Below are 24,723 nucleotides of genomic sequence, written 5' to 3' on the forward strand. Positions count from 1 at the left end.
CGCTGATGCAATCTTTTTTTATGCCCGGAAAATAGAAAATTCCTCAAGAATGATTAAATAATTCCTCAAAATCTTGCATATTATTATATGAGAAAGAACCCATCCAGCTTTTGGAAACAAGAAGAATAACTTATAAAAAGCAAAAAAATCCCCAGCTATCATTCATTTGATGGCTGGGGATTTTTCATTTACTTCTTAATCATCTTCTTGCTCTCGCCATTGGTATACTTCACGATGTATACCTGGCCACTCTGCATGCTGGTAACCTGCTGACCTGCCATGTTGTAGATGGCCTTCACGCCGTTTGGCAGGGTGATGGTCTCGAGGTTCTTGATGCCAGTGGTGTAATCCTTGAAGGTGATGGTGCGGGTTACGCAGTTCTTCAAGTCGTTGGATGTAACGGTGAAGCTTACGTAAGTATCAAAACCGTCGCCGGTAATCTTCTTCGTAACGTAGGCACCTGCACCGATAGCCTCCAACTGGAAGTTGTTGATATCCAAATTCTTATTGTAGCCTTCAATCTCCAACTCGCCGGCTTCATCAAACTTATTTGTAATGTCCTCACCATCCATGGTAACCTTCTTCACGCCGGCATTGTAAACCATCTCTACATCGTCTACATACAAAACGTCTGGATTGGTCTCGCTCTTGCTGCCGCCGCTAGGCACAGCGCAGGTTGACATGGTAACCAGGGCTGCTTTAGGCATTTCCTCAGCATTATTGTAGGTGAATGGGATGGTAATCTCCTGCCACTCGTCCTTGCTCTCGATAGAAGAGTTCTGGGCACGGGCAATGATGTTGGCTGCATACTGCTCGTCCTCTGGGTCCTGAGCCATCTTGCCGTTGGTCAAGAGGGCGCTGATGGTAGCCTTAGGATTCTTGTTGCCGTCGCCAGCCTTGAACTTCACCCAAACCTTCATGGCATCAGGCTTGTTGTTGAGCACAGCATAGAATGGATCGCCGTTGGCATCAACTTCTGTAGAGTTGAAATCCAGGAATGAGCAGTTGTCCTTGCTGGTTGCATCCATGCTGCCTGCCTTCAGGCGACCGGTGGTGATGGTACCGTTGGCAGAAGCCACAACCAATGTACCTACCTTCACTGGAGTAGAAACTATCTTTACACACTGCTTGTTGTCTTCTGCTGCGTTCTCGCGCACTTCAGAAGAAGCATAGGTATGTACTGGTGATGAAACCATGCTTGCCATGCTGCCGGTAGAGCTCATGAATGAGTGCCATCCGTTAGGCTCCTGACTCTTGGCGTCGTTGTAAGATGCCTCGTGGAATTTCTCGAAACCGGCGTTTGGCAACTGACCCATCTCATTGCATTTTTCGCCGAGTTTCACGCCGACAATCATGCCGCCGGCCAATGGAATATTGAGGTAGGCGTTGAAATTGTTGCCCTTCAGTTCTCCCTTGAAGATGATGTTCACGTTGCCGAGACCTGGTCCCATCCATTCTACGTTCTCATCGTCACCCTTGGTAATCTGGATATCCTTTGCTGCATTGAGCATGATGACGTTGCCACACTTGGTAGCCTCTACATCCTTGATAACGATGTTACCAATCTGCATGAAATCGTTCATCTTGAAGTTGAGCAGGCTCATGGTATATTTGCCTTCTCCCTGCTCATCTACGTTCACCTTCACGTCGCCCACTGGCATGTCCGTTCCCATCATGTTAACCACGAGAGGGCAGGTATACTCCTTTGCCATCATCGACATAGAGCAGAGCGCTGCTGCTACTAAAGTAAAAATTTTCTTCATAATTATTCCTTTCTTTTATTTTGATATAATTGATTTTTCTCTCCTATACATTATTATATATAAGATATTCTGGAGCAGATTTCCTATTTCAGCTGATAGCTCAGTCCGATGGTGCCGTAGATGGGATACATCGACTGCTCTATCACGTGGAAGTCTTTCTTGAACACTTCTGATAAGCCCCAGGTTAAGCCCACGTAGCCGCCCCAGCGCTTCGAGAAATTCCAGTCGGCACCTACGTCGATGCCAAACTGCCAGTTGCGCATATCGTCCGAGAAGTCGTATTCGCCACGCTCTCCGTCCTCATGTCCCAGTTCTACCTTGGGCCCCGTAGGGTCGCCCTGGCGCAGATAACCGTCGTAGGCGCTGCCCTCAAACTTATGCGAGGTGACGTAGGAGAAGTAAGGACCCAGCTTCAGGCGAAGCTTCTCCGTAACGTCGTAAGTGGCTTGCACTGGGATAGTTGCGAGGTTCTGATCAACCTTTGTTATCACGTTGCCCGTGAACACGCCATCCAGCTGCTCACCACCTTTCACCATGGTCATGTGGTAGTTCTTTACGCCCGCATCAATCTTCATGCCCTTGCCTTCGAAGTGCAGACCGAACATCAGTCCCCACTTGTTGTCCAGGGGATAGTGGGCGTCGATGCCGAGCAGCAGGTTAGGCTGCAGCGTGTAGCTGTGGAGGGTGCGGATGGTGGCAGGCATGCCGATAGGGGCAGTGCCACCCAGATTGTAGCCGATGCGTGCCTGGTAGGTGAATTTGTGGAGCAGTTCTCCCAGATTCTGTCCCCATGCCTCAGCAGAGCAGAGGCATAGGATTGCGGCTGATATGATGAATGGCTTTTTCATTGTCTTGTCTTCTTTTTTCTAAATCTTCTCAATCTCTTCTTAATGAATCTTCTTTGTAAGAATCTTCTTTGTAAGAATCTTCTCATTGAATCTTCTTTTTTTGCAGAATCATTTATTCCTTTTCGCAGGCGATGCGGAACTGGTCCACCCACAATGTACTTCCGATGGCTCCCATGAACGAGGCGCCTTCTACGCTCGATGAGCAGACGATGGCCATGCTGTAGCCCATGTTTCTGAGTTTCTGGGCATCCACCTCCTTCTTATAAACGAAGTCGAGGTCGAAATGGGTCCACTCGGGCGTGTCGTCGATGTCTGGCAACTTGGCGATTGCCACCACCTGAGGGCTGGTCTGCACGTTGTCGCCATAGAGCACGATGCTGTTGCCCTCGGCGTCGTGGTTGTCGTAGAACACGGCATAGATGGTGCCGTAGTCTTTCTTGCCTTCCACCACCTTCTTCTGGCGGTTGGTGAACACATCGCCACGCTTGTATCGGTAGTAGCCGCTGAATTTGGTAGGCTTGAAACTTACGGGCACGCCAAACTGGGTGGCCTTCATGGCATCCTTCAGTGCCTGACTGGCGTCGAACTTTCCGATGAAGAGGTTGCCCGCAGCGATAGGCATCTTGGCCATTGCGCCAAACTGGTCGGTATCGCTGGTGGTGAGCTTCACGCAGGCACCGTCGTAGCCTTGCTCCACAGGCACCGTTGGATATTGGTCTGGCTTGGCAGAGCTTCGGCTCATGTAGAAGCCCGGATTTCCCGTAGCCCAGTTGTTGGCAAGCGTACCGTCGTCGTTCTTGTCGCTCCAGACATAATATTTATGAACGGGCTTGTTTTCGTTGAGGAAATAGTTTTCGAAGTCGTACTTCATCACTTCGTAAACCACGGGCGGGAAGGTGAATCCCACTCTGTACTGCCGTTTCCAGTTGCCATCCTCGGAAGTAACGGTGTAGGTTACTTGCCCGTTGGTGAAATCCTGCACCGAACCGTTGGCAGGCGATAGGGTAGCGCCTGGTGTAATCTGGAATTTCGGTGCGAAGTGCGAGAGATCGGTTCCCTTTTTTACGAGGAAGCTGATTTCATCTTCCGTAGACATCACGTTCTGCAGGGTATCTGTGGCTTTGAGGAAGCATTCTTCCCAGTTGCCGTTGTTGGGGATGAAGGCCTGCTCGATGTCGCATTCGGCATTGAGGGGTTCGTCCTTGAAGCACGAGGTGAATGCTGGGGCAGATAGTGCTATCGCGAGGATAGGTATGAATTTTGAATATCTTTTCATAAATGTCACCTTATATTATAATTATTCGTGATGATTCAGGTGCAAATTTAAGCAGAAAACCCGAAATTACCAAATATTTTTCTCTTTTTAGATATATTAGTTCCGAAATTAAACAAAATTAAGGCGGCGAAGCCTTTGTGACTTCGTCGCCTTTCAATTTTTAAGCCAGCAGGATTCATCCTGCAGAATCTCCTGCAGAATCTTTCACAGCTTCGTTCGGCTAGAGTACAATGTGCTCGTTGTCGCCTGAGCTACCGGTGTCCTTGTTGTCGCCTGAGCCTCCGGTGTCCTTGTTGTCACCAGAGTTTCCTGTGTCCTTGTTGTCACCAGAGCCTCCAGTGTCCTTGTTGTCACCGGTGGAGCTTCCTCCAGAGTTACCGCCGCCGTCGGAACCGCCGCCTGATGTGCCGTCAGAACCGCTGTCGAGACCGTTGTACTCGGTCATCTCCTCCACCTTCACGCCACGGAGCATCGACTTGATGCGCTTGTTCATGTACATCTCGATGGCTGGTGCGAAGACCACGTGGAAGCCCTTGATGTTGGCGGTGGTGAACTTCTTCGGGGTATCGGCAGGGGAGGTGCTGATGCCCACCTTGAAGGAACCGAATCCGTCGAGGATTACGCGCTTGCCGTCGGCGAGGGCATAGGCGATTTCTGTTTCCAGTGCGTTGATCACGGCGATGATGTCTGGCTCGGTGAGGGTGCATCGCTTACCGATTTTCTCGGCGATTTCCTTGGTGCGGATCACGCCGTCTACTACGGCTTTGCCGTAGATTTTGCCGCGGGTAGCTGAGCCCTTGCGGTTGTTCTTCACTTTTCTGTACTTTACGCTCATAATACAAAGATTTAAAGGGTTAATAAAAATATCTGTTCTTTTCTTTATCGGATTCTCTTTATCGGATTCTCTTCATCGGATTCTCTTCATCGGATTACGCGGAGTTATCGGAACATTCTTGCTCCACGGATTACGCACGGAATTTAAACGGATTTGGCCTTACGGCCATTGGGCTAGCGCCGTATAGGCTGGCTTGTGATATCGACGTTATGGCTTGTCTTCGTTTCCTGCTTTAGGGGGTATCGCCACGACCGTCAGGTCGAGTTTCCGTTTAAATTCCGTGCGTAATCCGAGGAGCAAGAATGTTCCGTTTCTTCCGTGAAATCCGATGAATAAGAATTCAATGAATTAAAATCCGATGAATAAGAATTCAATGAATCAAATTGATTGCTGTCAGCTCATGCACGAGCTAACGCCAAGCGATGTGGCGATGGCTGTGAGCACCGAGATGACAATCTGAATCACTGCTTTCCATGTCTCTTTCTTCATAGTATCTCCTTTCTTAAATCATTAAAAAAAAATCTGATAACGGTTCTTCCTTCGCATCGTGTAGCTCACATGAAGCCAGCGCTGCGTGCCGGGCGAGGCGCCACGAGGCTCCAGGATCATCTGGTCGAAATGGCAATGCTCCTCGATGAAGCCGGAATACTTCTTCAGAATCTCATCGTTGGGGATGAAAAGATCGGCAGCCTCGCCCAGGGTGTGCTGACTGCCCGGCACACCGTGCACAGCCAGGTTCAGCTGCGGACAGCGATAGCCACTCGTAACGGTGATGACTCCGAAATTCTTTCTCAGGGGTTCCAATACCTGCTCGCAGAGCATCATCAGGCGGATGATGATGATGGCATCCTGCGGCGTGTTGTCGATGCCATACTTGATGGCGGTGCCCGAACGGAGAAACTCTCCTAGGGTGAAGTGGGTGGAGAGGAGCATCTGCTGCATCCTCTCCAGTTCCAGTTCTGTGTGTTGTTCCATACGCATTAGATTATTAATTTGTGAATCTATCTTTTACCTACTACTTTCTTCTGAATTACACTGCAAAGATACAAAAAAAAATGGCTCTTGTCAAGAGTTTCAGGGTGACATTGTGGGTGACATTTTTTTCATCGGATTACGCGGAGTTATCGGAACATTCTTGATCCACGGATTACGCACGGAATTTAAACGGATTTGGCCTTGCGGCCATTGGGCTAGCGCCGTATAGGCTGGCTTGCGATTGCACAGTAATGGCAGACTTTTTCCAGCTATAGGGGGTATCGCCACGACCGTCAGGTCGAGTTTCCGTTTAAAATCCGTGAGTAATCCGAGGAGCAAGAATGTTCCGTTTCTTCCGTGAAATCCGATGAATAATCAATCCGATGAATATTGACACATCCTTTTTGCGCCAATAAGAAGCATGGCTTACTCCAAGCCGGAGTAAGGCTCACTCCGGGTTGGAATGAGCCTTACGTAACGTTCATTTGAGCCTCACCCCGGCTCCAAGTAAGCTTCACTTCAGATTCAATCTAGCCTCCCTTTGACTCAATCTCTGTTCATCATCAGCAGCAGTTCGATGATGCGGCAGGGAGGATTCTTCTGCATCTCTTTCATGTAGAACAGGGTGATGCTGTCGGGTAAGATGCGGCGGCGCTGCTCCATGGATCTCAGCTTGTTCAGGGCCTTGGCGGGGTAGTGGGGCACGGGGATGCCCATCTGACCGAAGATGTCCTTATAGAGCTGCTGTAGCGGCTGCGGACGGAAATGATTGTCGTGCCAGGGGTCCACCTCTTCCTCCACGCTGATGCTCTTCAGCGAGGCGATATCCCTCACGTCGTGCACGAACTCGATGAGCCAGCACTGTGTATGCGTCCACTGATACCGCTGCGGGTCCTGCTGCAATATCCACTCATAGTCGGCGAGCATCATCTCGTGTGCCCGCTTCTTCAATTCGTTGTATTCTTTTTTTGTCATAGGCATCAATATCTTGAAAATAAGATTGTTAACTATAAACTCTCAACTATAAACTCTCAACTATCCCTTCTCCCACGGCTCCTCGTCCTTCGGCAAAACCTTGGCATACAATACCTCGGCGATGCATTCCTCTTCTGATGCACGCTCGTCGTATCTGCCGCAGGGCTGCCTCATGTAGTATACCTTGCCCGGACGGCAGAACTCCTGGTCTCTCACCTTCAGCATCTCTACGATGGAATACGTCTTGCCCTCCTGAGGCTTGTTCACGCGAGTCACCGTGAGCAGATAATCCGCAAGATTCGCCCACTGCGCACTGCCCGCAATGCTGTAGAGATCCAGCGGCGGGAATGCCTCGTGGCCGTCCTTATACTGAATTCTCGGGTGCGCCACCACCACCGTCCAGACGTGATGCGCACGGCTCCACTGCTGCAGTCGGGTAAGCATCAGCTTCACCTTCTCCGTCTCCGTGGCACGGCTGCCGCCCTCCGTCACGTTGATGAACACATACGGGTCTATCACCAGGAAATCTATCTTCTGCTTCTTCTTCCTCATCTCGCTCTCGGCAAGTTCCGTGATGTATTTGCTGTCGGGCAGACGGCTCTTGGTGTCGAAGTCCACCATGTGGCTCATCAGGAATTTCAGGGCGTGGCGGTTCACCAGGCGCGCCTCCTCGGGCGATTCGTTGCCGTCCATCGTCTCCGTGTTCTCCACGCCCAGGGCTATGCGCGCTATCTCCCTCACGTGCTTACCCTTGATAGGCTTCTCGAACGAGAAGAAGGCCACGCGCTTGTTGCAGTTGTACATCAGATGCGCCATCATGCAGTTCAGGAAATCCGTCTTTCCCGAGTTCGGGCGACCCGTCAGGATGATGAGTCCGCCATCCGAAGTGGGGTGGAAGATGCTGTCGGTGAGCTTGCCCATGCCCACCTCGTAGCCGTGGTCGTAGTTGCCCATCAGGATGTCGAGCACCTCGTCGGCATTCTCCTCCAGGTCGTACACGTCGCCCTCGTTAGCCGGCTTGGCCTCGCTGATGATTCTCGCCACCTCGTCCTTGCCGAACGCCTCGTACACCTCGCTGATGTCTTTCTTGCCGCTGGGCAGGCTCGCCACCTTGGCACGGGTGGGATACTGGTTGATGAGCGACTTGACGAGCATTCTTCCCGGACGGTCGGAGTCGCCGCAGATTACGATGTCCTCAGCCTGCAGAATCCATTCCTCAAAGGCCTCGTGGCTCTCGGCGATGTTGGTGGCGGCGCCGTTGGCCACGCTCAGCACGTAGGGGAATCCGCAGCTCATCAGGGTGAGGCGGTCTTTTTCGCCCTCGGTGATGATGATCTGTCGGATGATACCGGCGTCGGGGCGCAGGTCGTTGATGCTGTCGATGCCGTAGGGTGCGCAGGGCTTGGTGGGCGAAATCTGGGTGAATCCCTTGCTCCATTCGTCGGTGACGGGGTTCTGCTGCACGCTGCGGAACTTGGCGTTGATGATTTTTCCGAACAGTCGGTTGCAGTATACGATGGCGGGCACTTCCTCCACGCCCTTGGGGTCCTCGCTCTTGGCGTCGTTGGCGGGCTGCATGATGAAGGCGCACATCACGCCCTCCTTTCGGATGACATCGGGCGAGAGGTTCATCTCCTGGATGTATCTCTGCACCATGCCCTGGAGCGAGAGGATGCGCTGCGGCGGGAGCATGGGTTTCGCCTTGGGGTTGCGCTGGGCAACGTTGGCGGGGTGGAAGTGCTCGATGAACCGTGCCTCTTCCTCGGGGTCGTTGAAGGGGTAGATGGGGTAGAGGATGGAGCGGGTGGCGGCATCTATTTCCTTGTAGTCGTCGGTGCTCATGGGCACGTAGTTGTCGGGCAGGTCCTTGCCGTTGCGTCTCTTGGTGGCGTTGGAGTAGCCGTCGGGGTTGAAGCTGCCGTCGGAGTTGAAGCTGCCGTCGGCTCCCTGCTGAGCGTTGTAGCTGCGTGATTTCATCTCGTCGAGTTGTCCCTTCATTTCGCACGAGAAGCAGTAGATTCTGCCGTCGGAACGTTTCACGTAGCAGTGTTTCTTTCCGCAGGTAGGGCATGTCACTTTGATGTTGACGGGCTGCTTGTGGATTTCCTTCATGGCGTCCTGCGTGATTTTTCTGAGTTGCGCCAGGGTTACCTTTTCGGAGGATGCATCGCTGGATGAGGATGCATTGCTTTTTCCGATACCGTGGAATTGTTCCTGGTATCTCAGATAGAGTACTCTATCCGCTAGAGGAATTTTCTCTAGGATTTCGGGGAAGTCTGTTGCATAGTATCGAGGCTTCTCTCTCTTGTTTAGTTGCTGATTGTCTGCCATAATTTATGTTTGTTTAAATTCAAAAAATCAGTATTGTTTTCTTCATCGGATTCCGCGGAGTAAACGGAACATTCTTGCTCCACGGATTACGCACGGAATTTAAACGGATTTGGCCTTGCGGCCATTGGGCTAGCGCCGTATTCATTCCACTTGCGCCGTACTCATTGCACTATTGCTGTAGCTATGAGTCTCTATGTTCTCCAGCTTTAGGGGGTATCGCCACGACCGTCAGGTCGAGTTTCCGTTTAAAATCCGTGAGTAATCCGTGGAGCAAGAATGTTCCGATAACTCCGCGGAATCCGATGAATAATGATCCCCCTTCTCGTTGATATATATCATCTTTTACGACTTTCCATCATTCTCCATCTCCTCCATCTTCCAGCAGTGTGTAAACTTGCTCCAGGTGGCCTGGTCGGATGGTCGGGGTGGGGCTTCCGGCGGGATGCGGTGTTGGGCGATGGCACCATTGGGCAGCAGGGTGTCGTAGAATCTCTGCTTCGACGCCTGGTCCTGATACTCGAATGGAGAGACGGGGCGGTTCTGTCGGATCCTCTCCCCGGGATGCTGTGCCAGATACTTCTTCGTGTCGGCGATGGCCTGCGTCACTTTCTTTTGCATGAACTCCTGGTTAATCAGATACTTGAGCCATATTGCCTGCCCCTCTTCGCTATCAATGCTCATCAGCTTTTCATTGTGCTCCAGAAGATAAGGCCAGATGTAACCATTGAAAAACTGGATAGTGGCCATTGTCATGGGATGCATTTCCGAAGTGTCTAGATAGAGTCCTGGAATTTCAGCCATCGTCTCCTCATTGATGGGCTTGATGATGGCATTGTAAGGGTCATCATGCTGTGCAATATGGTTGAGAAGATTTCTGGCACAATCTGCAATCACTTTTTCTCTCTCTTCGGAATTTTTTGCATCCTGGAGAAGCTTAGCATACTTGCTAGATATTTTTCTTTTATATATTTTCTTTTTATTATTAATATTATTATCTATATAAGCATCTCCAGCATGCATTTTTTTCTGCATATCCTGCAGATTTTCCATGTCATTCTCTTCTGCCTGATGCCAGATGGGGGTGTAGAAGGCTTTGAGATTTTTGGGTTGATGCCCGTCTTTCCCGTTCTTCCATATTTTCCCGAATCCGTTGCATTTCAGCAGGGTTTCAAGCAGGCTGTCTTTGCTTCTGAACTTGAGTCCCTGGGCTATTTGGGTGAACATGTGGCAGTCGTATATCTTACTCATGTTCATCCATGCCGGCTCCCCGAAGTAGAGCTTCAGCATCTTGAGAATCTGCGAATCCGAGAGCCCGGCTCTTGCCCAGGAGGCGAGAAGCTGGCGCTCGGTGATGATGTCGACGCTGGTGGTGAGTGGCTTGATGGTGAAGTCGCTTGCATTGCTAGTTGTGTTGTTTGTCATTATAATTCTGAATTTTATGATTGAATTTGTTGAAGTAGAATTTATTCAGGTTGTTAACCGCCTCGAAGCTCTTGACATCTTCTGTCAGATAACTGCCAAATGTGCCGAATGCCTTACTAAACTCCTTTCTCAGATTTTCGAAATCTTTATCATTCATCCAGGGAATCACCCCTTTGAAGTTTGTTCCTGCTTTCTTGCAACTTTCGATAAATTCGCTGTTCTTGTTGAGCGGAGGCTCCAACAGGATGATGCATACGGCCATGCGGTCGATGGCATCTCTCGAGAGGCAGTGATTATCGGGGATATCGAAGTATTTATTCACTGTGCTGTTATTCATGTTAAGGGTCATTTCAAACACATTCTTGTGTATGCCATAGTGCTTGTGCAGCTTTCGTACAAAGCTGCTAACTTTGCTACTCTCCTTTTTCAGAAAGACCCATCTTTCCAAGTAGAACGGATCTTTCTGAGCCATCTCTACATCGTATGTGATGTAGATGTTGCCCAATGAGTCATCGGGCTTTCCTTTTCCTTTTTCCATTATTCTTTTCTTTTCACGAAGGCGACTTTGCCTTACGCACCACAAAAGAATTAAAAAAAACTGACATAGCCAAAAAGCTCAATACTTCCTCTACTATAGTCGTGAAGTATTGAAAATTGTTTCCGACCCAACTTTGTTTTCAGTATGAAAAACTTTGTTTTTGTAATAATAAATCGTAACAGAATTTGCGCAAGTATCTCCTCCACACGCCCTGAAAGGGCAGAAGCTCCTAGCCCAGGGCATCGCCCTGGGTAATGATGGAAGCAAGCCTGTCGCCCTGTAAGGGCAAAAGCTTTTAAATACCGGCAATATACAAAGCTTTTGCCCTTACAGGGCGCTTTGCTGATTGCTATTATACCCAGGGCGATGCCCTGGGCTAGGAGCTTCTGCCCTTTCAGGGCGTGTGGAGCCTACTTGCGTAAGTTCTGCAATTTATGATATTCTCTTTGCGTAAGTCCTGCAATTTATGATATTCTCTTTGCGTAAGTCCGGCAATTTATGATATTCTCTTCCTCGCTTTTCGCTTTTCAAAAAATCTGCAAGTCTCTGCGAAATTTAACAGAAATAATTTGGTAGTTTCGGATAATTAACGTATATTTGCAGGGTAGGAGAATGAACTATATAAAATTGAAGAATACAAACAATTTAACATAATAAGAGCTTATGAAGAATAACAGATTACTTCTCTTCGCAGGCTCCCTGCTCATCCCTATAGTGGTGATGGCAGGTCCGCGAAGCTTCCAGCAGGCTAAGGCTATCGCCGAAAAGCAGGCGGCACTGCTGGGCGTTACCATCGACCAGAAGGCGATGACCAAGGCAAGAAAACAAGGTAGTAAAGGAGAGATTACCCTCTCGCAGGAAAGCTATTACGTGTTCCCTAATGCCAACAGCAAGGGTTTCACCATCGTATCGGGCGACGACAGACTGCCCGAAATCGTGGGATACTCCAGCCAGGGTTCCTACGACGAGAACAATCTCCCAGAGGGATTCGTCAGCTTCATGGAAGCCTATCAGAATCTTTACAACAAGGTGAACTTAGGCGATGCAGAGGCGTTGAAAAATCTTGCGGAAATCAAGGCGTGGAGAAATAAGAAAAATGCATCTGCAGCATCTACCTCTGCCGTAGCTCCGCTCCTGGGAAATATTGAATGGGACCAGACTTCGCCTTATAATAATATGTGTCCAAAATACGACAGCGTGCATGTGGCTGCCACCGGATGCGTGGCCACGGCGATGGCGCAGGTGATGGCATATTACAAATATCCAAAGCAGTTGAAGGCGGATATTCCGGGCTACGTGAACCGATGGAACGGCATCCCGATGGAGATTCCTACCATCACCCAGGAAGAGGGCGTCTACGACTGGGACAACATGCTGCCTAAATATAATAAGGAGGCGAATGCCACACAGCAGCAGAAGGATGCCGTGGCAAAACTCATGTATCATTGCGGTGCTGCCGTGCAGATGAACTACGGTCCGGAATCGGCGGCTTCGGTTTCTGCCTCCAAACTGGCAAAATACTTCGGCTATGATGCCGACCTGATGATGGATCTGAGCCGCTCTTCCTTCACCATGGATAAGTGGATGCAGATCATCGATACCGAACTGGCGGCGGGCAGACCTGTGCTCTATGGCGGACAGGCTTCTGATGGCGGACATCAGTTTATCTGTGACGGCATAGATGGCGAAGGTCTCTATCACATCAACTGGGGATGGAGCGGCAGTCAGAACGGCTACTTCGATCTTTCGCTTCTCAATCCGGAGAAGGGCGGCACCGGTTCCGGAAGTTCTACGGAAGGTTATAACCGCCTTTGCTCCATGACCATCGGTATCGCTCCGGACAATGGAGTGGTGGATGCGCCGCTTGCCACAGTGCCCGACATCAAGGCGATGAACTATGGTTTCCTGGAAACAACAACCAAAGATACCCGAGAGAATCCGGATGAAGCCTTTGATTTCTGGCTGGACTATGGATTAGGCAATCAGACATACCAGGCGTTCAGCGGCTATGTTGCTTTGGGCATCCTGCAGAAGGATGGAAGTTACAGGATTGTCAGCCAGAAGGCTCACATCAATGTTGACCCTATTCCTGGCGAGGGAATGATATCTGTAGTTGATGTAAACTTCCGCGTGAACGAGGCGTTTGAGGTGGGCACCGTAACCCTCTGTCCGCTCTATAGCAAGGATGGAGAAAACTGGACGCTGTGCGATATACCTTCAAGCTTCCCTTCTGTTATGCTGAAGATCACGAAAACCAAAATGGACGTGACTTCTCCTTTGACAGCCCAGGTGACGGGACCGGAAAAACTGGAGACGGGTGCCTACGGAACCTTCCAGGTTACCCTCAGCAACCTGTCCGATTTGGAGTATTTCGGTTACATTGATGTTTCATTCAGCGACAAGGCCGAGCAGGTTAGTGCAGCATTGGCAAGGGAGCTTTACGTCTCGGTTCCAGCGCATGGTTCTGTAACACGCAGTTTCAATCTGCTTCCTAAGCAGGCGGGAGATTTCTATCTCTGGCTGGATGAACTGAGTGGCGGTTATAATCGCAATCTGGTTGATGCCCAGAAGTTTACGGTGGACAAGGGTTATGAGCCGCCGATTTATCTGGTTGAGACATCAACGAATGCCGAGCCTGATCTTTGCGAGACGGAGCTGGCTTTCTATGGCGGCAAGCAGATGAGAACGCCTAGAGTAAATGGCGAGCAGGCTGAGTTTACCTATAAGATTAAGAATGATGGTGAGGATGCATCCATCCTGATAGCCTTTGCGTATGCCGGAGGCGGTGAAGAGACTACGCCGACGTTCCGAATCCCGAATGGTGCTGAGCAGATAAATCTTCCAGGTAATGGCGAGGTGACCACTATCACCCGTTCAGTGACTCCGGAGGAAGCTGGTTCCAATACCATCTGCGGTTATCTGCTGGGTGTGGACGAGAACTATCAGACGGTGGATTTACCTACTCATCTGGCTCCTTACGTAATGTTCACTGTGGAAGGTAAGCGGGTAAGAATGAATCCTGCGATGAATCTGGTTTATGTATCGGGTTCTTCTTCGGGCATTTCGGGCATAGAAATGGATGCCTCTGGTTTCTGGGATGTATATACGCTGAGTGGTCAGAAGATAAAGAGGGTTGCTGCTGGTTCCGATATCCAGCGTCTCGGTCTTCCTTTCGGCATCTACGTAGTAAATCATCAGAAGGTTTTGGTGAAGTAAAGAATCATAAGATTCTTGTGAAGTAAAGGATTTCCAGAGATTTAAGTAGAATCAAGAAAATAAGTTGAGGAGGGTGTGTCAAAAGTCCAAGACACACCCTCCTCATTTTTATGTTTCCTTTTATATTATCATGGATCTTCAGCCCGTGCTTAAACCACATGTGAAAGTTCTGTAAATAAAAAAAGGACTGACTCTCTTCGCAGAGAAATCAGTCCTTATAATTTGAATGCAAATGATAAGTAAAATCTTATTATTCCGGAGAATTAAGCCTTACCCTCCATCTGAGCCTTCAACTTAGCAAGAGCATCGATGTCGCCGAGTGATGTACCAGCAGCAACGTTGTTGATAGCTGGAGTATCATTGTTCTTGCGACCACCATTGTGCTTGCGTGATGGCTTAGCGATTGGCTCGTCCTTGCCCTCCTCGAATGTACGAGAGTGAGAGAGGATGATACGCTTTGTCTCCTTAACGAACTCGATAACCTTGAAGTCGAGAGTCTCGCCCTTCTTAGCCATTGTGCCGTCCTCCTTAGTGAGGTGCTTTGGAGTAGCGAAGCCTTCGCCACCCTCAGCGAGAGCTACGACAGCGCCCTTGTCCATCATCTCGATGATAGTACCCTGGTGGATAGAACCTGGAGTGTAGATGTTCTCATACTCATCCCATGGGTTCTTCTCCAACTGCTTGTGGCCGAGGCTCAAGCGGCGGTTCTCCTTGTCGATCTCGAGAACAACAACATCAATCTTAGCGCCTACCTGAGTGAACTCAGATGGATGCTTAACCTTCTTGGTCCAAGAGAGGTCAGAGATGTGGATCAAGCCATCAACACCCTCAGAAAGCTCTACGAAGATACCGAAGTTAGTGAAGTTGCGAACAGTAGCAACGTGCTTGCTGCCGATAGGGAACTTCTCGTCGATTGTCTCCCATGGGTCTTCCTTGAGCTGCTTGATACCAAGGCTCATCTTGCGCTCAGCACGGTCGAGAGTCAAGATAACAGCCTCTACCTCGTCGCCTACCTTCATGAAGTCGCAAGCTGAACGGAGGTGCTGGCTCCAAGACATCTCAGATACGTGGATCAAGCCCTCTACACCTGGAGCAATCTCAACGAATGCACCGTAGTCAGCCATAACCACTACCTTACCCTTCACGTGATCACCTACCTTGAGGTTTGGATCAAGTGCATCCCATGGATGTGGAGTAAGCTGCTTCAAACCGAGAGCGATACGCTTCTTCTCCTCGTCGAAGTCGAGGATAACAACGTTGATCTTCTGGTCGAGAGATACAACCTCGTGTGGATCGCTTACGCGGCCCCAAGAGAGGTCTGTGATGTGGATCAAACCGTCAACACCGCCGAGGTCAACGAATACACCGTAAGTAGTGATGTTCTTAACGGTACCCTCGAGGATCTGACCCTTCTCGAGCTTGCCGATAATCTCCTTACGCTGCTGCTCGAGCTCCTGCTCGATGAGAGCCTTGTGAGATACAACGACGTTGCGGAACTCCTGGTTGATCTTTACAACCTTGAACTCCATTGTCTTGCCTACGAATACGTCGTAGTCGCGTATAGGGTGAACGTCGATCTGGCTTCCTGGCAAGAAAGCCTCGATTCCGAAGACGTCAACGATCATACCGCCCTTAGTGCGGCACTTGATGTAACCCTGGATGATCTCCTCGTTCTCGAGAGCTGCATTAACACGCTCCCAAGACTTGCTGAGGCGAGCCTTCTTGTGAGAGAGTACCAACTGACCCTTTGTGTCCTCCTGGTTCTCTACGTAAACCTCAACCTTGTCGCCTACCTTGAGGTCTGGGTTGTAACGGAACTCTGAAGCTGGGATGATACCATCGCTCTTGTAGCCGATGTTTACGATAACCTCTTTCTTGTCTACAGAGATTACGGTACCCTCAACAACCTGGTGCTCAGTTACCTTGTTCAATGTTTCGTCATAGGCCTTCTCGAGGTCTGTTTTGCTGACGCCTGCGTTTGTGCCGTTCTCGAACTCGTCCCAATTGAAGTCGTCGAGTGGCTGTACGTTCTTAAAATTTGACATAAAAAATAATTAAAAATTTAAATTAATAAAGTTAGACTTTATATATATTGTTAAAAATCGGCTGCAAAGTTACTCATTTTCTTTGGTTTACAAGCGTTTGGCATCTCTTTTCTTTTGTTTGTTAATGATATTTAACTAAAATGGGCGTTTCTTCTCATTTTTCTTGGGTGTTTACTATAATATATATATGTATTCATATTCATCTTCATCGTTTTTTCTTCATCTCTTCATCGTTTTTTCTTCATCGGATTACGCGGAGTTATCAGAAACATTCTTGCTCCACGGATTACGCACGGAATTTAAACGGATTTGGCCTTGCGGCCATTGGGCTTGCGCCGTATAGGCTAGCTTGCAATTGTCCAATAATGGCTGGCTTTTTTCAGCTATAGGGGGTATCGCTACGACCGTCAGGTCGAGTTTCCGTTTAAATTCCGTGCGTAATCCGTGGAGCAAGAATGTTCCGTTTTTTCCGCGTAATCCGATGAATATGAATGAATATGCAATCAGTAAAATCGCTGCGAAAAAATCAATAGCATGAAAATTGCGTTAAATTCATTAAAAAATCATCCCGAAATGTTGCGGATTACAAAATATTTGTTACCTTTGCCCCGAAATATGAAAAAATGAATAACTATTGAGTATTATGACACTAGTCATCTTGTCCATACTGATACTGGCTTGCGTACTCATTGCAACCGAGAACGTGACCAAAGTGAACCGTGCAGCCGTGGCTATCTTCGCCGGAACGGTGGGATGGGTGCTATATATATGCTTCGGTATGGACTTCGTGACTAACGAACACTCTGCAGATTACAGCCATTATCTAGACCTCACGAACCTGGAATCTACCAGCACCAACGTGAAGTACTTCATCTCCAGGCACATCTTCCTTCCACAGGTGGGCAGGGCTGCCGAGATCGTGCTCTTTCTGCTCGCCACCATGACCATCGTGGATATACTCAATAACAACGGCTGCTTCGACTTCGTGCGCCAGTTGCTTCGCACACGCAGCAGCAGGAAGATGCTCTGGATGCTCGCCATCGTCACCTTCATCATCTCTATCAACCTCGATAATCTTACTACCACCGTCATGATGCTCACCATCATGCACGGCATCATCCCAAGTCGCCGACAGCGAATGATATTCGGCAGTTCCATCCTCCTTGCCGCCAACTGCGGCGGTGCGCTTACCGTTATCGGTAACCCCGAAGGTCTGGTGCTCTGGAATTCCGGAGCCGTTACTGCCACCATCTTCTCGCTCTCGCTGCTGGTTCCTTGCCTGGCTGCGTGGCTCGTGCCTACGGCAATGATGCAGCGCATGCTGCCGGATAGGGTGGAGACGGAGTGGATTGCCATGCCTTTCCGCGGCGATGACACGCGCCTCAACGTGTGGCAGCGACTGCTGATGCTCCTGGTGGGCATCGGAGGCCTGTGGTTTATCCCTACCTTCCATAACATCACCAAACTCAGTCCGTTCCTGGGTGCGCTGTGCGTGCTCAGTATCCTCTGGATCGTGAACGAAATCTTCAATCGCAAGCTCATGAACATGGATGCGATGGTGGAGCGCCGTACCCCATTGGTATTGCAGTATGGCGTTATCCAGATGATGCTCTTCGTGATGGGCATGATGCTGGCTGTGGGCGTGGTGAAGGAGACGGGTGCCTTCGGCGACCTCACGGCATGGCTGGGCGTAAGCGATGAGCATCCTAACGTGTGGCTGCATGGCATTGCGGCTGGAGTGCTGAGCACCGTGCTCGACAACTTCGCTACGGCGATGAACTTCTTCTCACTGCACGACGTGGTGGGACTGGGCGACCCTCAGTCGGCGCTCGACTCTGTATATCAGACCAATGGAGTATACTGGCAGGTCATCGCCTACTGCGTGATGGCTGGCGGCAACGTGCTCGGCATCGGCACCATCAGCGGCCTTGCCCTGATGAAGATGGAGCACATGCACATGGTCTGGTATTTCCGCAACATAGGCTGGAAGGCCCTGGTGGGTGGCGTGCTGGGACTCGCCATCCTCTTGCTCTCGCACACCCTGATGGGCGGGACCATGTACTTGATGATTTAAACCATATCTGATAAAGGAAAGGGGATGTGAACACGCATCCCGAACGAAAAGACGTAGATTTTTGACAATGCCCTCTTATAAGCTTATAAGAAATCCTCTTTGCAGGAAATTTATTTTTGCGAGAAATCTATCTCTGCGAGAAATCTGTCTTCGAAGGCATTGGATGCAGACAAAATTGAAGAAACTAATTAAAATAATGTATCAATTAATATAATAAGGTATAAATATAATAAGGTATATAGTTATGGCAAAGATTAAGACTATTGGTATTTTGACATCCGGAGGTGATGCTCCAGGTATGAACGCAGCTATCCGCGCAGTGACCCGCGCGGCTATCTACAACGGTTTCAACGTGAAGGGTATTTATCGTGGCTACGATGGCTTGATCAACGACGAGATCAAGACTTTTACCACTGAGAATGTGAGTGGTATCATCGGTACCGGCGGTACGATACTGAAGACTGCACGTTCTAAGGAATTCATGACTGAAGAGGGTCGACAGAAGGCTTTCGAGAATATTCAGAAGGAGGAAATCGATGCGCTGGTGGTTATCGGCGGTAACGGTTCGCTCACTGGTGCGATGAACTTCGCTAGAGAGTTTGATATCTGCTGCATCGGTTTGCCTGGCACCATCGACAACGACCTCTATGGCACAGACAATACCATCGGTTACGATACTACGATGAACACTATCGTGGAGTGTGTAGACCGTATACGTGATACGGCGCAGAGCCACGAGCGTATCTTCTTCATCGAGGTGATGGGCCGTGATGCCGGCTTCCTGGCTCAGAACTCAGCCATCGCCAGCGGTGCAGAGGCAGCCATCATCCCAGAGGATTCCACCGATGTTGACCAGTTGGCACAGTTCATGGAGCGTGGTATCCGCAAGTCAAAGAAGAGTTGTATCGTCATTGTGTCAGAGAGTCCTAAGTGCGGTGCGCTCTATTATGCCGACCGTGTGCGCAAGGAGTTCCCTGAGTTCGACGTGCGTGTATCTATCCTCGGTCACCTGCAGCGTGGCGGTCGCCCATCAGCCCGTGACCGTATCCTCGCCAGCCGCACTGGTTGCGGTGCCATCGAGGCCATCATGCAGGGTCAGCGCAACGTGATGATCGGAGTTCGCAACAACGAGGTGGTATACGTTCCGCTTTCAGAGGCTATCCGTTCTGACAAGCCTTTCGACCGCAAGCTCATCAAGGTATTGGACGAGTTGAGTATCTAATCGCATCTGATAGTATCAACTTGCAGATTCATTTCGTTATCTAATGTCATTATCGGCATTACTTATACAAGATGAATGAAAAGTAAAAATGGTTTAAACGGAACTAAAAATGTTTTAATCCGGAGTAATTTAGTGATAAAACTCCTTAAAAATTTGCAGGTTCCATGAATTGTTGTTACTTTTGCAGCCGTTAATCGATGTGCGTGCTACGGGTTCCGAAGCCCGCTTCACGCACATTGAATACTAAAAGTACGAAATAATAAAAGTACGAAATAATACATATAAATAAATTTTAAACTAATAAAGCTTATGTCACAAGTAAGTGGACGCATCTCGCAGATTATCGGTCCGGTTATCGATGTATACTTCGATACCAAGGGCGAGAATCCAGAGAAGGTGCTTCCTAAAATTCACGAAGCTCTGAAGGTGAAACGCCCAGACGGACGCGACCTGGTCATCGAGGTGCAGCAGCACATTGGTGAGGACACGGTTCGCTGCGTCGCCATGGACAACACCGACGGCTTGCAGCGTGGCTTGGAAGTTGCCGTAACAGGCAACCCAATCATGATGCCTGCCGGAGAGCAGATCAAGGGCCGTATGATGAATGTAATCGGACAGCCTATTGATGGTATGAACGAATTGGACATGAAGGGTGCTTATCCTATCCACCGCGAGGCTCCGAAGTTTGACGAGCTCTCTACGCACAAGGAGATGCTTGCCACCGGTATCAAGGTGATCGACCTGCTCGAGCCTTACATGAAGGGTGGTAAGATTGGTCTATTCGGTGGTGCCGGTGTAGGTAAGACCGTGCTCATCATGGAGTTGATCAACAACATTGCCAAGGGACACAACGGTTACTCCGTATTCGCTGGTGTAGGTGAGCGTACTCGTGAGGGTAACGACTTGATTCGAGACATGCTCGAGTCTGGCGTTATCAAGTATGGCGAGAAGTTCCGCAAAGCCATGGAAGAGGGTAAGTGGGACCTCTCACTCGTTGACCCTGAGGAGCTTGCCAAGAGTCAGGCTACCCTGGTGTATGGTCAGATGAATGAGCCACCTGGGGCACGTGCTTCAGTAGCGCTTTCAGGTTTGACCGTAGCTGAGGAGTTCCGTGATCACGGAGGTAAGAATGGTGAGGCAGCGGATATCATGTTCTTCATCGATAACATCTTCCGTTTCACCCAGGCTGGTTCTGAGGTATCTGCGCTGCTGGGTCGTATGCCATCAGCCGTAGGTTATCAGCCAACGCTGGCTTCTGAGATGGGTGCCATGCAGGAGCGAATCACTTCTACCAAGAATGGTTCCATCACCTCTGTACAGGCCGTTTATGTGCCTGCCGACGACTTGACCGACCCTGCTCCAGCCACCACCTTTACTCACCTGGATGCCACCACAGAGCTTTCGCGTAAGATTGCATCTCTGGGTATCTATCCTGCCGTAGACCCACTGGGTTCTACCTCTCGTATCCTCGACCCGCTGATTGTGGGCAAGGCTCATTACGACTGTGCACAGCGAGTAAAGCAGTTGCTGCAGCGTTACAACGAGTTGCAGGATATCATCGCCATCCTCGGTATGGATGAGCTTTCGGATGAGGATAAGTTGACCGTGAACCGTGCACGCCGTGTACAGCGTTTCCTGAGTCAGCCATTCACCGTAGCCGAGCAGTTCACCGGTTTGAAGGGTGTGATGGTACCTATCGAAGAGACTATCAAGGGCTTCAACGCCATCCTCGACGGCGAGGTAGACGACCTGCCAGAGCAGGCATTCCTCAACGTAGGTACTATCGAGGATGCGAAGGAGAAGGCTAAGCAGTTGCTCGCAGCAGCACAGGCGTAATCTTTAAATCCACGGCTTATGTTACAGCTAAAGATAGTATCTCCTGAGAAAGTAGTCTTCCAGGGTGAGGTAGAGAGCGTACTGGTTCCGGGAACCCTCGGCTCGTTCGAGATTCTGAAGGATCACGCGCCAATCATCTCTTCGCTCGAAGTGGGCAAGGTAGAGTATACCACCAAGGAAGGCAAGCAGGCAATGAACATCAAGGGCGGATTCGTGGAATGTAAGAAAAACGAAGTAAGCCTCTGCGTGGAAGTTTAGATAAGTGATTAATTTTTAGTGATTAATTATTAGATAATGGAAAAAGATGAAAAGTTGCGCTTGCAGACTATCAGGCAGGCGAGCATCAAGTATAAGCAGATATCTCTGTGGCTCACAGCTCTCATGGCTTTGGCCATCCTCTTTGCCTGTAGGGTTTCTGCCTTATGCGATGATATCCTGCCACGGGTTGTTAACCCGCTGATAGTGAGTGCGATATTCTCGCTCGTTGCAAGTACTGCTTATGGTGAAGCCTGGAAGGCTGTGGCTAAATCATCGCCCGCCAATCTCGCCAAGTTCTACCTGGCAGCATTGGTGCTGAAGCTGATGGCAGGCACGCTGGTGTTCCTCATCTACGTGCTGGTATGCGACAAGCAGAACATCCTGGGATTCACCGCCGTCTTCGCCCTGTTCTATGTCGTGCTTCTCGTGTTCGACTGCATCTACTTCGCTCGGGTAGAGAAAAAGAACCGTCTTTCATAAGCGGTTCTGATACAAATAATTAATAAACAAAGTAAGAATTAAAGAATATGAAACATCTCAAGCAATTCCTCTTGATGGCGATGCTGCTCTTTACGCTGGCACCTGTACAGGTATCAGCCAAGGAGAATATCGACGTGAAAGAGATATTGTGGGGTCATATCAAGGATTCTTATGAATGGCATATCACAAAGGTGGGAGACCATCCCGTAGTGATTCATCTGCCTATCATCGTGAATACCACCACAGGCTGGCACGTGTTCTGCAGCAGCGAATTCTCGGAAGAGAAGGATGCCAACGGAGACCGCCCCGGACCATTCAACCTGGTGATCAAGAACGCTGATGCGCAGGCGAATCCCAACAAGATAGTAGAGAAGGTGGGAGGCCAGGAGGTTCGTCCGCTTGACATCTCCATCACGAAGACCGTTTGCGTGCTCTTCATCGATGCTATCATCCTGTTGCTCTGTGTCCTGATACCAGCCCGCTGGTGCAGGAAGCACAAGGTGGATGACCCTGCACCAAAGGGATTTGTGGGACTGATGCACATGTTCATCATGTCGGTATATACCGATGTGATTGAGGCCACCCTGGGTAAGGAAGCCCCAAAGTACGCACCATGGTTGCTTACTTGCTTCTTCTTTATCTTCGTGGCGAACATCATGGGTATCGTACCGTTCCCTCCGGGTGGTGGTAACCTGACGGGTAATATCGCCTGCACCGTATTCTTCGGTGTAACGACATTCCTGATCACCAACTTCACCGGTACCAAGGAATACTGGAAGGAAATCTTCTGGCCGGAGGTACCAACGTGGTTGAAGGTGCCAGTGCCACTGATGCCATTCATCGAGCTTTTCGGAATCTTCACGAAACCGCTGGCTCTGATTATCCGACTCTTCGCCAACATGATGGCGGGTCACGCCATCGCACTTTCGTTTGCGGCTATCATTTTCATCATGTTCAACATCAGTGAGAATGCTATCGCCAACTATGTGGCAGGTACGGGTATGACAATAGTAAGTGTTGCGATGAGCGCCTTTATGATGCTCCTCGAAGTATTGGTAAGCTACATTCAGGCATTGGTATTCACCATGCTGAGTGCAGTATTCATCTCGCTGGCTCATGTAAAGTCTCATGAGGCTGAGCCAGAAATCGTAAAATAGAATTATAAATAAAGAAAATATTAACAACTTAAATTATTAAGATTATGTTATCACTTTTATTAGCAGCAGAGATTGCAAAGTTGGGTGCCGCAGTAGGCGCAGGTTTGGCCGCTATTGGCGCAGGTATTGGTATCGGTCGCATTGGTGGCCAGGCTATGGACGCTATGGCTCGTCAGCCAGAGAAGATGGGCGATCTCCGTTCTTCTATGATTATTGCAGCTGCGTTGGTTGAGGGTGTTGCATTCTTCGCAGTCATCATCGCCATCTTGGCTATCGTTATGTAATAAACGAATATCACTCTTCTCGCCCCATACAGTTTTTAGTTGCAGTTGCGGTTGTCTAACCGTTATGTATGGGGTGGAGAAGGTGATTCTCTAGAGTTAGTTAAAATAAAACGTTTAAGTAAAACTTTAACCAGTATATATGGATTTATTAATTCCTGATAGCGGTTTGCTTTTCTGGATGACACTGGTCTTCATCATCGTGTTCTTCATCCTCTGGAAGGCTGGATTCCCAGCCATCATCAAGATGGTGACCGAGCGCAAGGCCTTCATCGACGAGAGCCTGAAGAAAGCTCACGAAGCCAACGAGAAGCTTGCCAATATCCAAAAAGAAGGTGAATCCATCTTGCAGGAAGCTCGCGAGAAGCAGGCTGCCATCCTCAAGGAGGCTGCCGATACCCGCGATGCCATCGTAGAGAAAGCACAGGACAAGGCTCGCGAAGAGGGCGCCCGTCTGCTCTCTGACGCCAAGGCGCAGATTGAGACAGAAAAGCAGAACGCCATCCGCGAAATCCGTGGACAGGTTGCCGAGCTCTCTGTACAGATTGCAGAAAAAGTGCTCAAGGCTAAGCTCTCTGACGACAAGGCACAGATGGATATGATAAATCGACTGCTGGACGAGGTTTCTTCTGACAACAAATAGTAAAGCTTATGGATATAGGTGTAATATCGGTGCGTTATGCCCGTGCCCTCATCAAGGCTGCACTCGGCATGAAGCTCGAAGATCAGGTGTACCAGGAGATGCAGACGCTCTACCAGAGCTACATCGACGTGCCTGAACTGAGATTTACGATAGACAACCCTATGCTTTCAAAGGACAAGAAGCAGGCACTTCTCACCACAGCCCTGGGTAAGAACCCAAGCGAACTGAGCAAGAAGTTCATCGCACTCGTCCTGAAGGAGGATAGGGAGAGCACCCTGCAATTCATGGCTGCTTCGTATATCACTCTTTACAGGAAACAGAAGAACATCATCCGCGGTAAGCTGATCACCGCCACTGCCGTTGACGCCTCTACGGAGGAGAAGATGCGCAAGATGGTGGAGCAGAGAACGCAAGGTACTGTGGAGTTCAAGACTGAGGTGAACCCTGAACTCATCGGCGGTTTCATCCTTGAGTATGATACTTACAGAATGGATGCGAGCGTAAAGACTAAGCTCAACAACATTCTGACACAGCTCAAAAAGTAAAAA

Annotated in this window: 21 protein-coding genes; 10 read left to right on the forward strand and 11 right to left on the reverse strand. The window is 49.5% G+C overall.

The window, feature by feature from the left end:
- Positions 1–188 precede the first annotated feature (188 nt).
- The 10 genes from V8Z93_RS08125 to V8Z93_RS08170 all read right to left on the reverse strand — a co-directional run bounded on the left by V8Z93_RS08125 (position 189) and on the right by V8Z93_RS08170 (position 10,963).
- Positions 189–1,763, reverse strand: a complete 1,575-nt coding sequence (locus tag V8Z93_RS08125; protein ID WP_439431224.1) for a calycin-like domain-containing protein — start codon at positions 1,761–1,763, stop codon at positions 189–191.
- An 83-nt stretch (positions 1,764–1,846) separates the two neighbouring features.
- The gene (locus V8Z93_RS08130) at positions 1,847–2,611 is read right to left on the reverse strand and encodes a porin family protein (protein WP_203051318.1); all 765 of its coding nucleotides are present in this window, start codon (positions 2,609–2,611) and stop codon (positions 1,847–1,849) included.
- A 112-nt stretch (positions 2,612–2,723) separates the two neighbouring features.
- On the reverse strand, positions 2,724–3,887 hold the full coding sequence (locus V8Z93_RS08135) for a PCMD domain-containing protein (protein ID WP_203051319.1): 1,164 nt from the start codon (positions 3,885–3,887) through the stop codon (positions 2,724–2,726).
- Positions 3,888–4,107: 220 nt separating this feature from the next.
- The gene (locus V8Z93_RS08140) at positions 4,108–4,722 is read right to left on the reverse strand and encodes an HU family DNA-binding protein (protein ID WP_439431225.1); all 615 of its coding nucleotides are present in this window, start codon (positions 4,720–4,722) and stop codon (positions 4,108–4,110) included.
- Between the two features lie 393 nt (positions 4,723–5,115).
- Entirely contained in the window at positions 5,116–5,211 is a 96-nt protein-coding gene (locus tag V8Z93_RS08145; protein WP_203038646.1) for a smalltalk protein, read from the reverse strand.
- Between the two features lie 21 nt (positions 5,212–5,232).
- On the reverse strand, positions 5,233–5,697 hold the full coding sequence (locus V8Z93_RS08150; protein ID WP_439431226.1) for a D-Ala-D-Ala carboxypeptidase family metallohydrolase: 465 nt from the start codon (positions 5,695–5,697) through the stop codon (positions 5,233–5,235).
- Positions 5,698–6,243: 546 nt separating this feature from the next.
- Positions 6,244–6,672, reverse strand: a complete 429-nt coding sequence (locus V8Z93_RS08155) for a hypothetical protein (protein ID WP_203038648.1) — start codon at positions 6,670–6,672, stop codon at positions 6,244–6,246.
- Positions 6,673–6,732: 60 nt separating this feature from the next.
- Entirely contained in the window at positions 6,733–9,003 is a 2,271-nt protein-coding gene (locus V8Z93_RS08160) for a bifunctional DNA primase/helicase (protein ID WP_439431227.1), read from the reverse strand.
- A 342-nt stretch (positions 9,004–9,345) separates the two neighbouring features.
- Positions 9,346–10,425 carry a hypothetical protein gene (locus V8Z93_RS08165; RefSeq protein WP_439431228.1) on the reverse strand — a complete coding sequence of 360 codons (1,080 nt, stop codon included), beginning with the start codon at positions 10,423–10,425 and terminating at the stop codon, positions 9,346–9,348.
- Positions 10,406–10,963 carry a hypothetical protein gene (locus V8Z93_RS08170; RefSeq protein ID WP_439431229.1) on the reverse strand — a complete coding sequence of 186 codons (558 nt, stop codon included), beginning with the start codon at positions 10,961–10,963 and terminating at the stop codon, positions 10,406–10,408. The genes V8Z93_RS08165 and V8Z93_RS08170 overlap by 20 nt, the downstream gene beginning before the upstream one ends.
- A gap of 663 nt (positions 10,964–11,626) precedes the next feature.
- On the opposite strand from V8Z93_RS08170, the gene V8Z93_RS08175 reads away from it, so the two are divergent.
- Positions 11,627–14,179 (forward strand): C10 family peptidase, encoded by a 2,553-nt coding sequence (locus V8Z93_RS08175; protein ID WP_439431230.1) that lies wholly within the window; start codon positions 11,627–11,629, stop codon positions 14,177–14,179.
- A 263-nt stretch (positions 14,180–14,442) separates the two neighbouring features.
- Here V8Z93_RS08175 and rpsA read toward each other — a convergent pair whose 3' ends face one another.
- Positions 14,443–16,224, reverse strand: a complete 1,782-nt coding sequence (gene rpsA, locus V8Z93_RS08180; RefSeq protein ID WP_203051536.1) for a 30S ribosomal protein S1 — start codon at positions 16,222–16,224, stop codon at positions 14,443–14,445.
- 643 nt (positions 16,225–16,867) lie between these two features.
- Between rpsA and V8Z93_RS08185 the strand changes: the two genes are divergently transcribed.
- The 9 genes from V8Z93_RS08185 to V8Z93_RS08225 all read left to right on the forward strand — a co-directional run bounded on the left by V8Z93_RS08185 (position 16,868) and on the right by V8Z93_RS08225 (position 24,720).
- Complete coding sequence (locus V8Z93_RS08185; protein ID WP_203051537.1) at positions 16,868–18,298, forward strand: SLC13 family permease; 1,431 nt, start codon at positions 16,868–16,870, stop codon at positions 18,296–18,298.
- Positions 18,299–18,542: 244 nt separating this feature from the next.
- Positions 18,543–19,520: a 6-phosphofructokinase gene (gene pfkA, locus V8Z93_RS08190; RefSeq protein WP_203038661.1), complete on the forward strand. Its 978-nt coding sequence runs from the start codon at positions 18,543–18,545 to the stop codon at positions 19,518–19,520.
- 309 nt (positions 19,521–19,829) lie between these two features.
- Positions 19,830–21,356 carry a F0F1 ATP synthase subunit beta gene (gene atpD / locus V8Z93_RS08195; protein ID WP_089543456.1) on the forward strand — a complete coding sequence of 509 codons (1,527 nt, stop codon included), beginning with the start codon at positions 19,830–19,832 and terminating at the stop codon, positions 21,354–21,356.
- Between the two features lie 18 nt (positions 21,357–21,374).
- Entirely contained in the window at positions 21,375–21,614 is a 240-nt protein-coding gene (atpC, locus tag V8Z93_RS08200; protein ID WP_203038663.1) for an ATP synthase F1 subunit epsilon, read from the forward strand.
- 36 nt (positions 21,615–21,650) lie between these two features.
- Entirely contained in the window at positions 21,651–22,094 is a 444-nt protein-coding gene (locus V8Z93_RS08205) for a hypothetical protein (protein WP_203038665.1), read from the forward strand.
- A 47-nt stretch (positions 22,095–22,141) separates the two neighbouring features.
- Positions 22,142–23,251, forward strand: a complete 1,110-nt coding sequence (locus tag V8Z93_RS08210) for a F0F1 ATP synthase subunit A (RefSeq protein WP_203038667.1) — start codon at positions 22,142–22,144, stop codon at positions 23,249–23,251.
- Between the two features lie 44 nt (positions 23,252–23,295).
- Complete coding sequence (gene atpE, locus V8Z93_RS08215; RefSeq protein WP_006846851.1) at positions 23,296–23,535, forward strand: ATP synthase F0 subunit C; 240 nt, start codon at positions 23,296–23,298, stop codon at positions 23,533–23,535.
- Positions 23,536–23,674: 139 nt separating this feature from the next.
- A complete protein-coding gene (gene atpF, locus V8Z93_RS08220; protein WP_439431231.1) occupies positions 23,675–24,175 on the forward strand; it encodes a F0F1 ATP synthase subunit B in 501 nt (166 codons plus the stop codon).
- 8 nt (positions 24,176–24,183) lie between these two features.
- Positions 24,184–24,720 carry a F0F1 ATP synthase subunit delta gene (locus V8Z93_RS08225; protein ID WP_439431232.1) on the forward strand — a complete coding sequence of 179 codons (537 nt, stop codon included), beginning with the start codon at positions 24,184–24,186 and terminating at the stop codon, positions 24,718–24,720.
- The last annotated feature ends 3 nt before the right edge of the window (positions 24,721–24,723 follow it).

The sequence above is a fragment of the Segatella copri genome (genome assembly GCF_051861805.1).
Lineage (GTDB): Bacteria > Bacteroidota > Bacteroidia > Bacteroidales > Bacteroidaceae > Prevotella > Prevotella copri_M.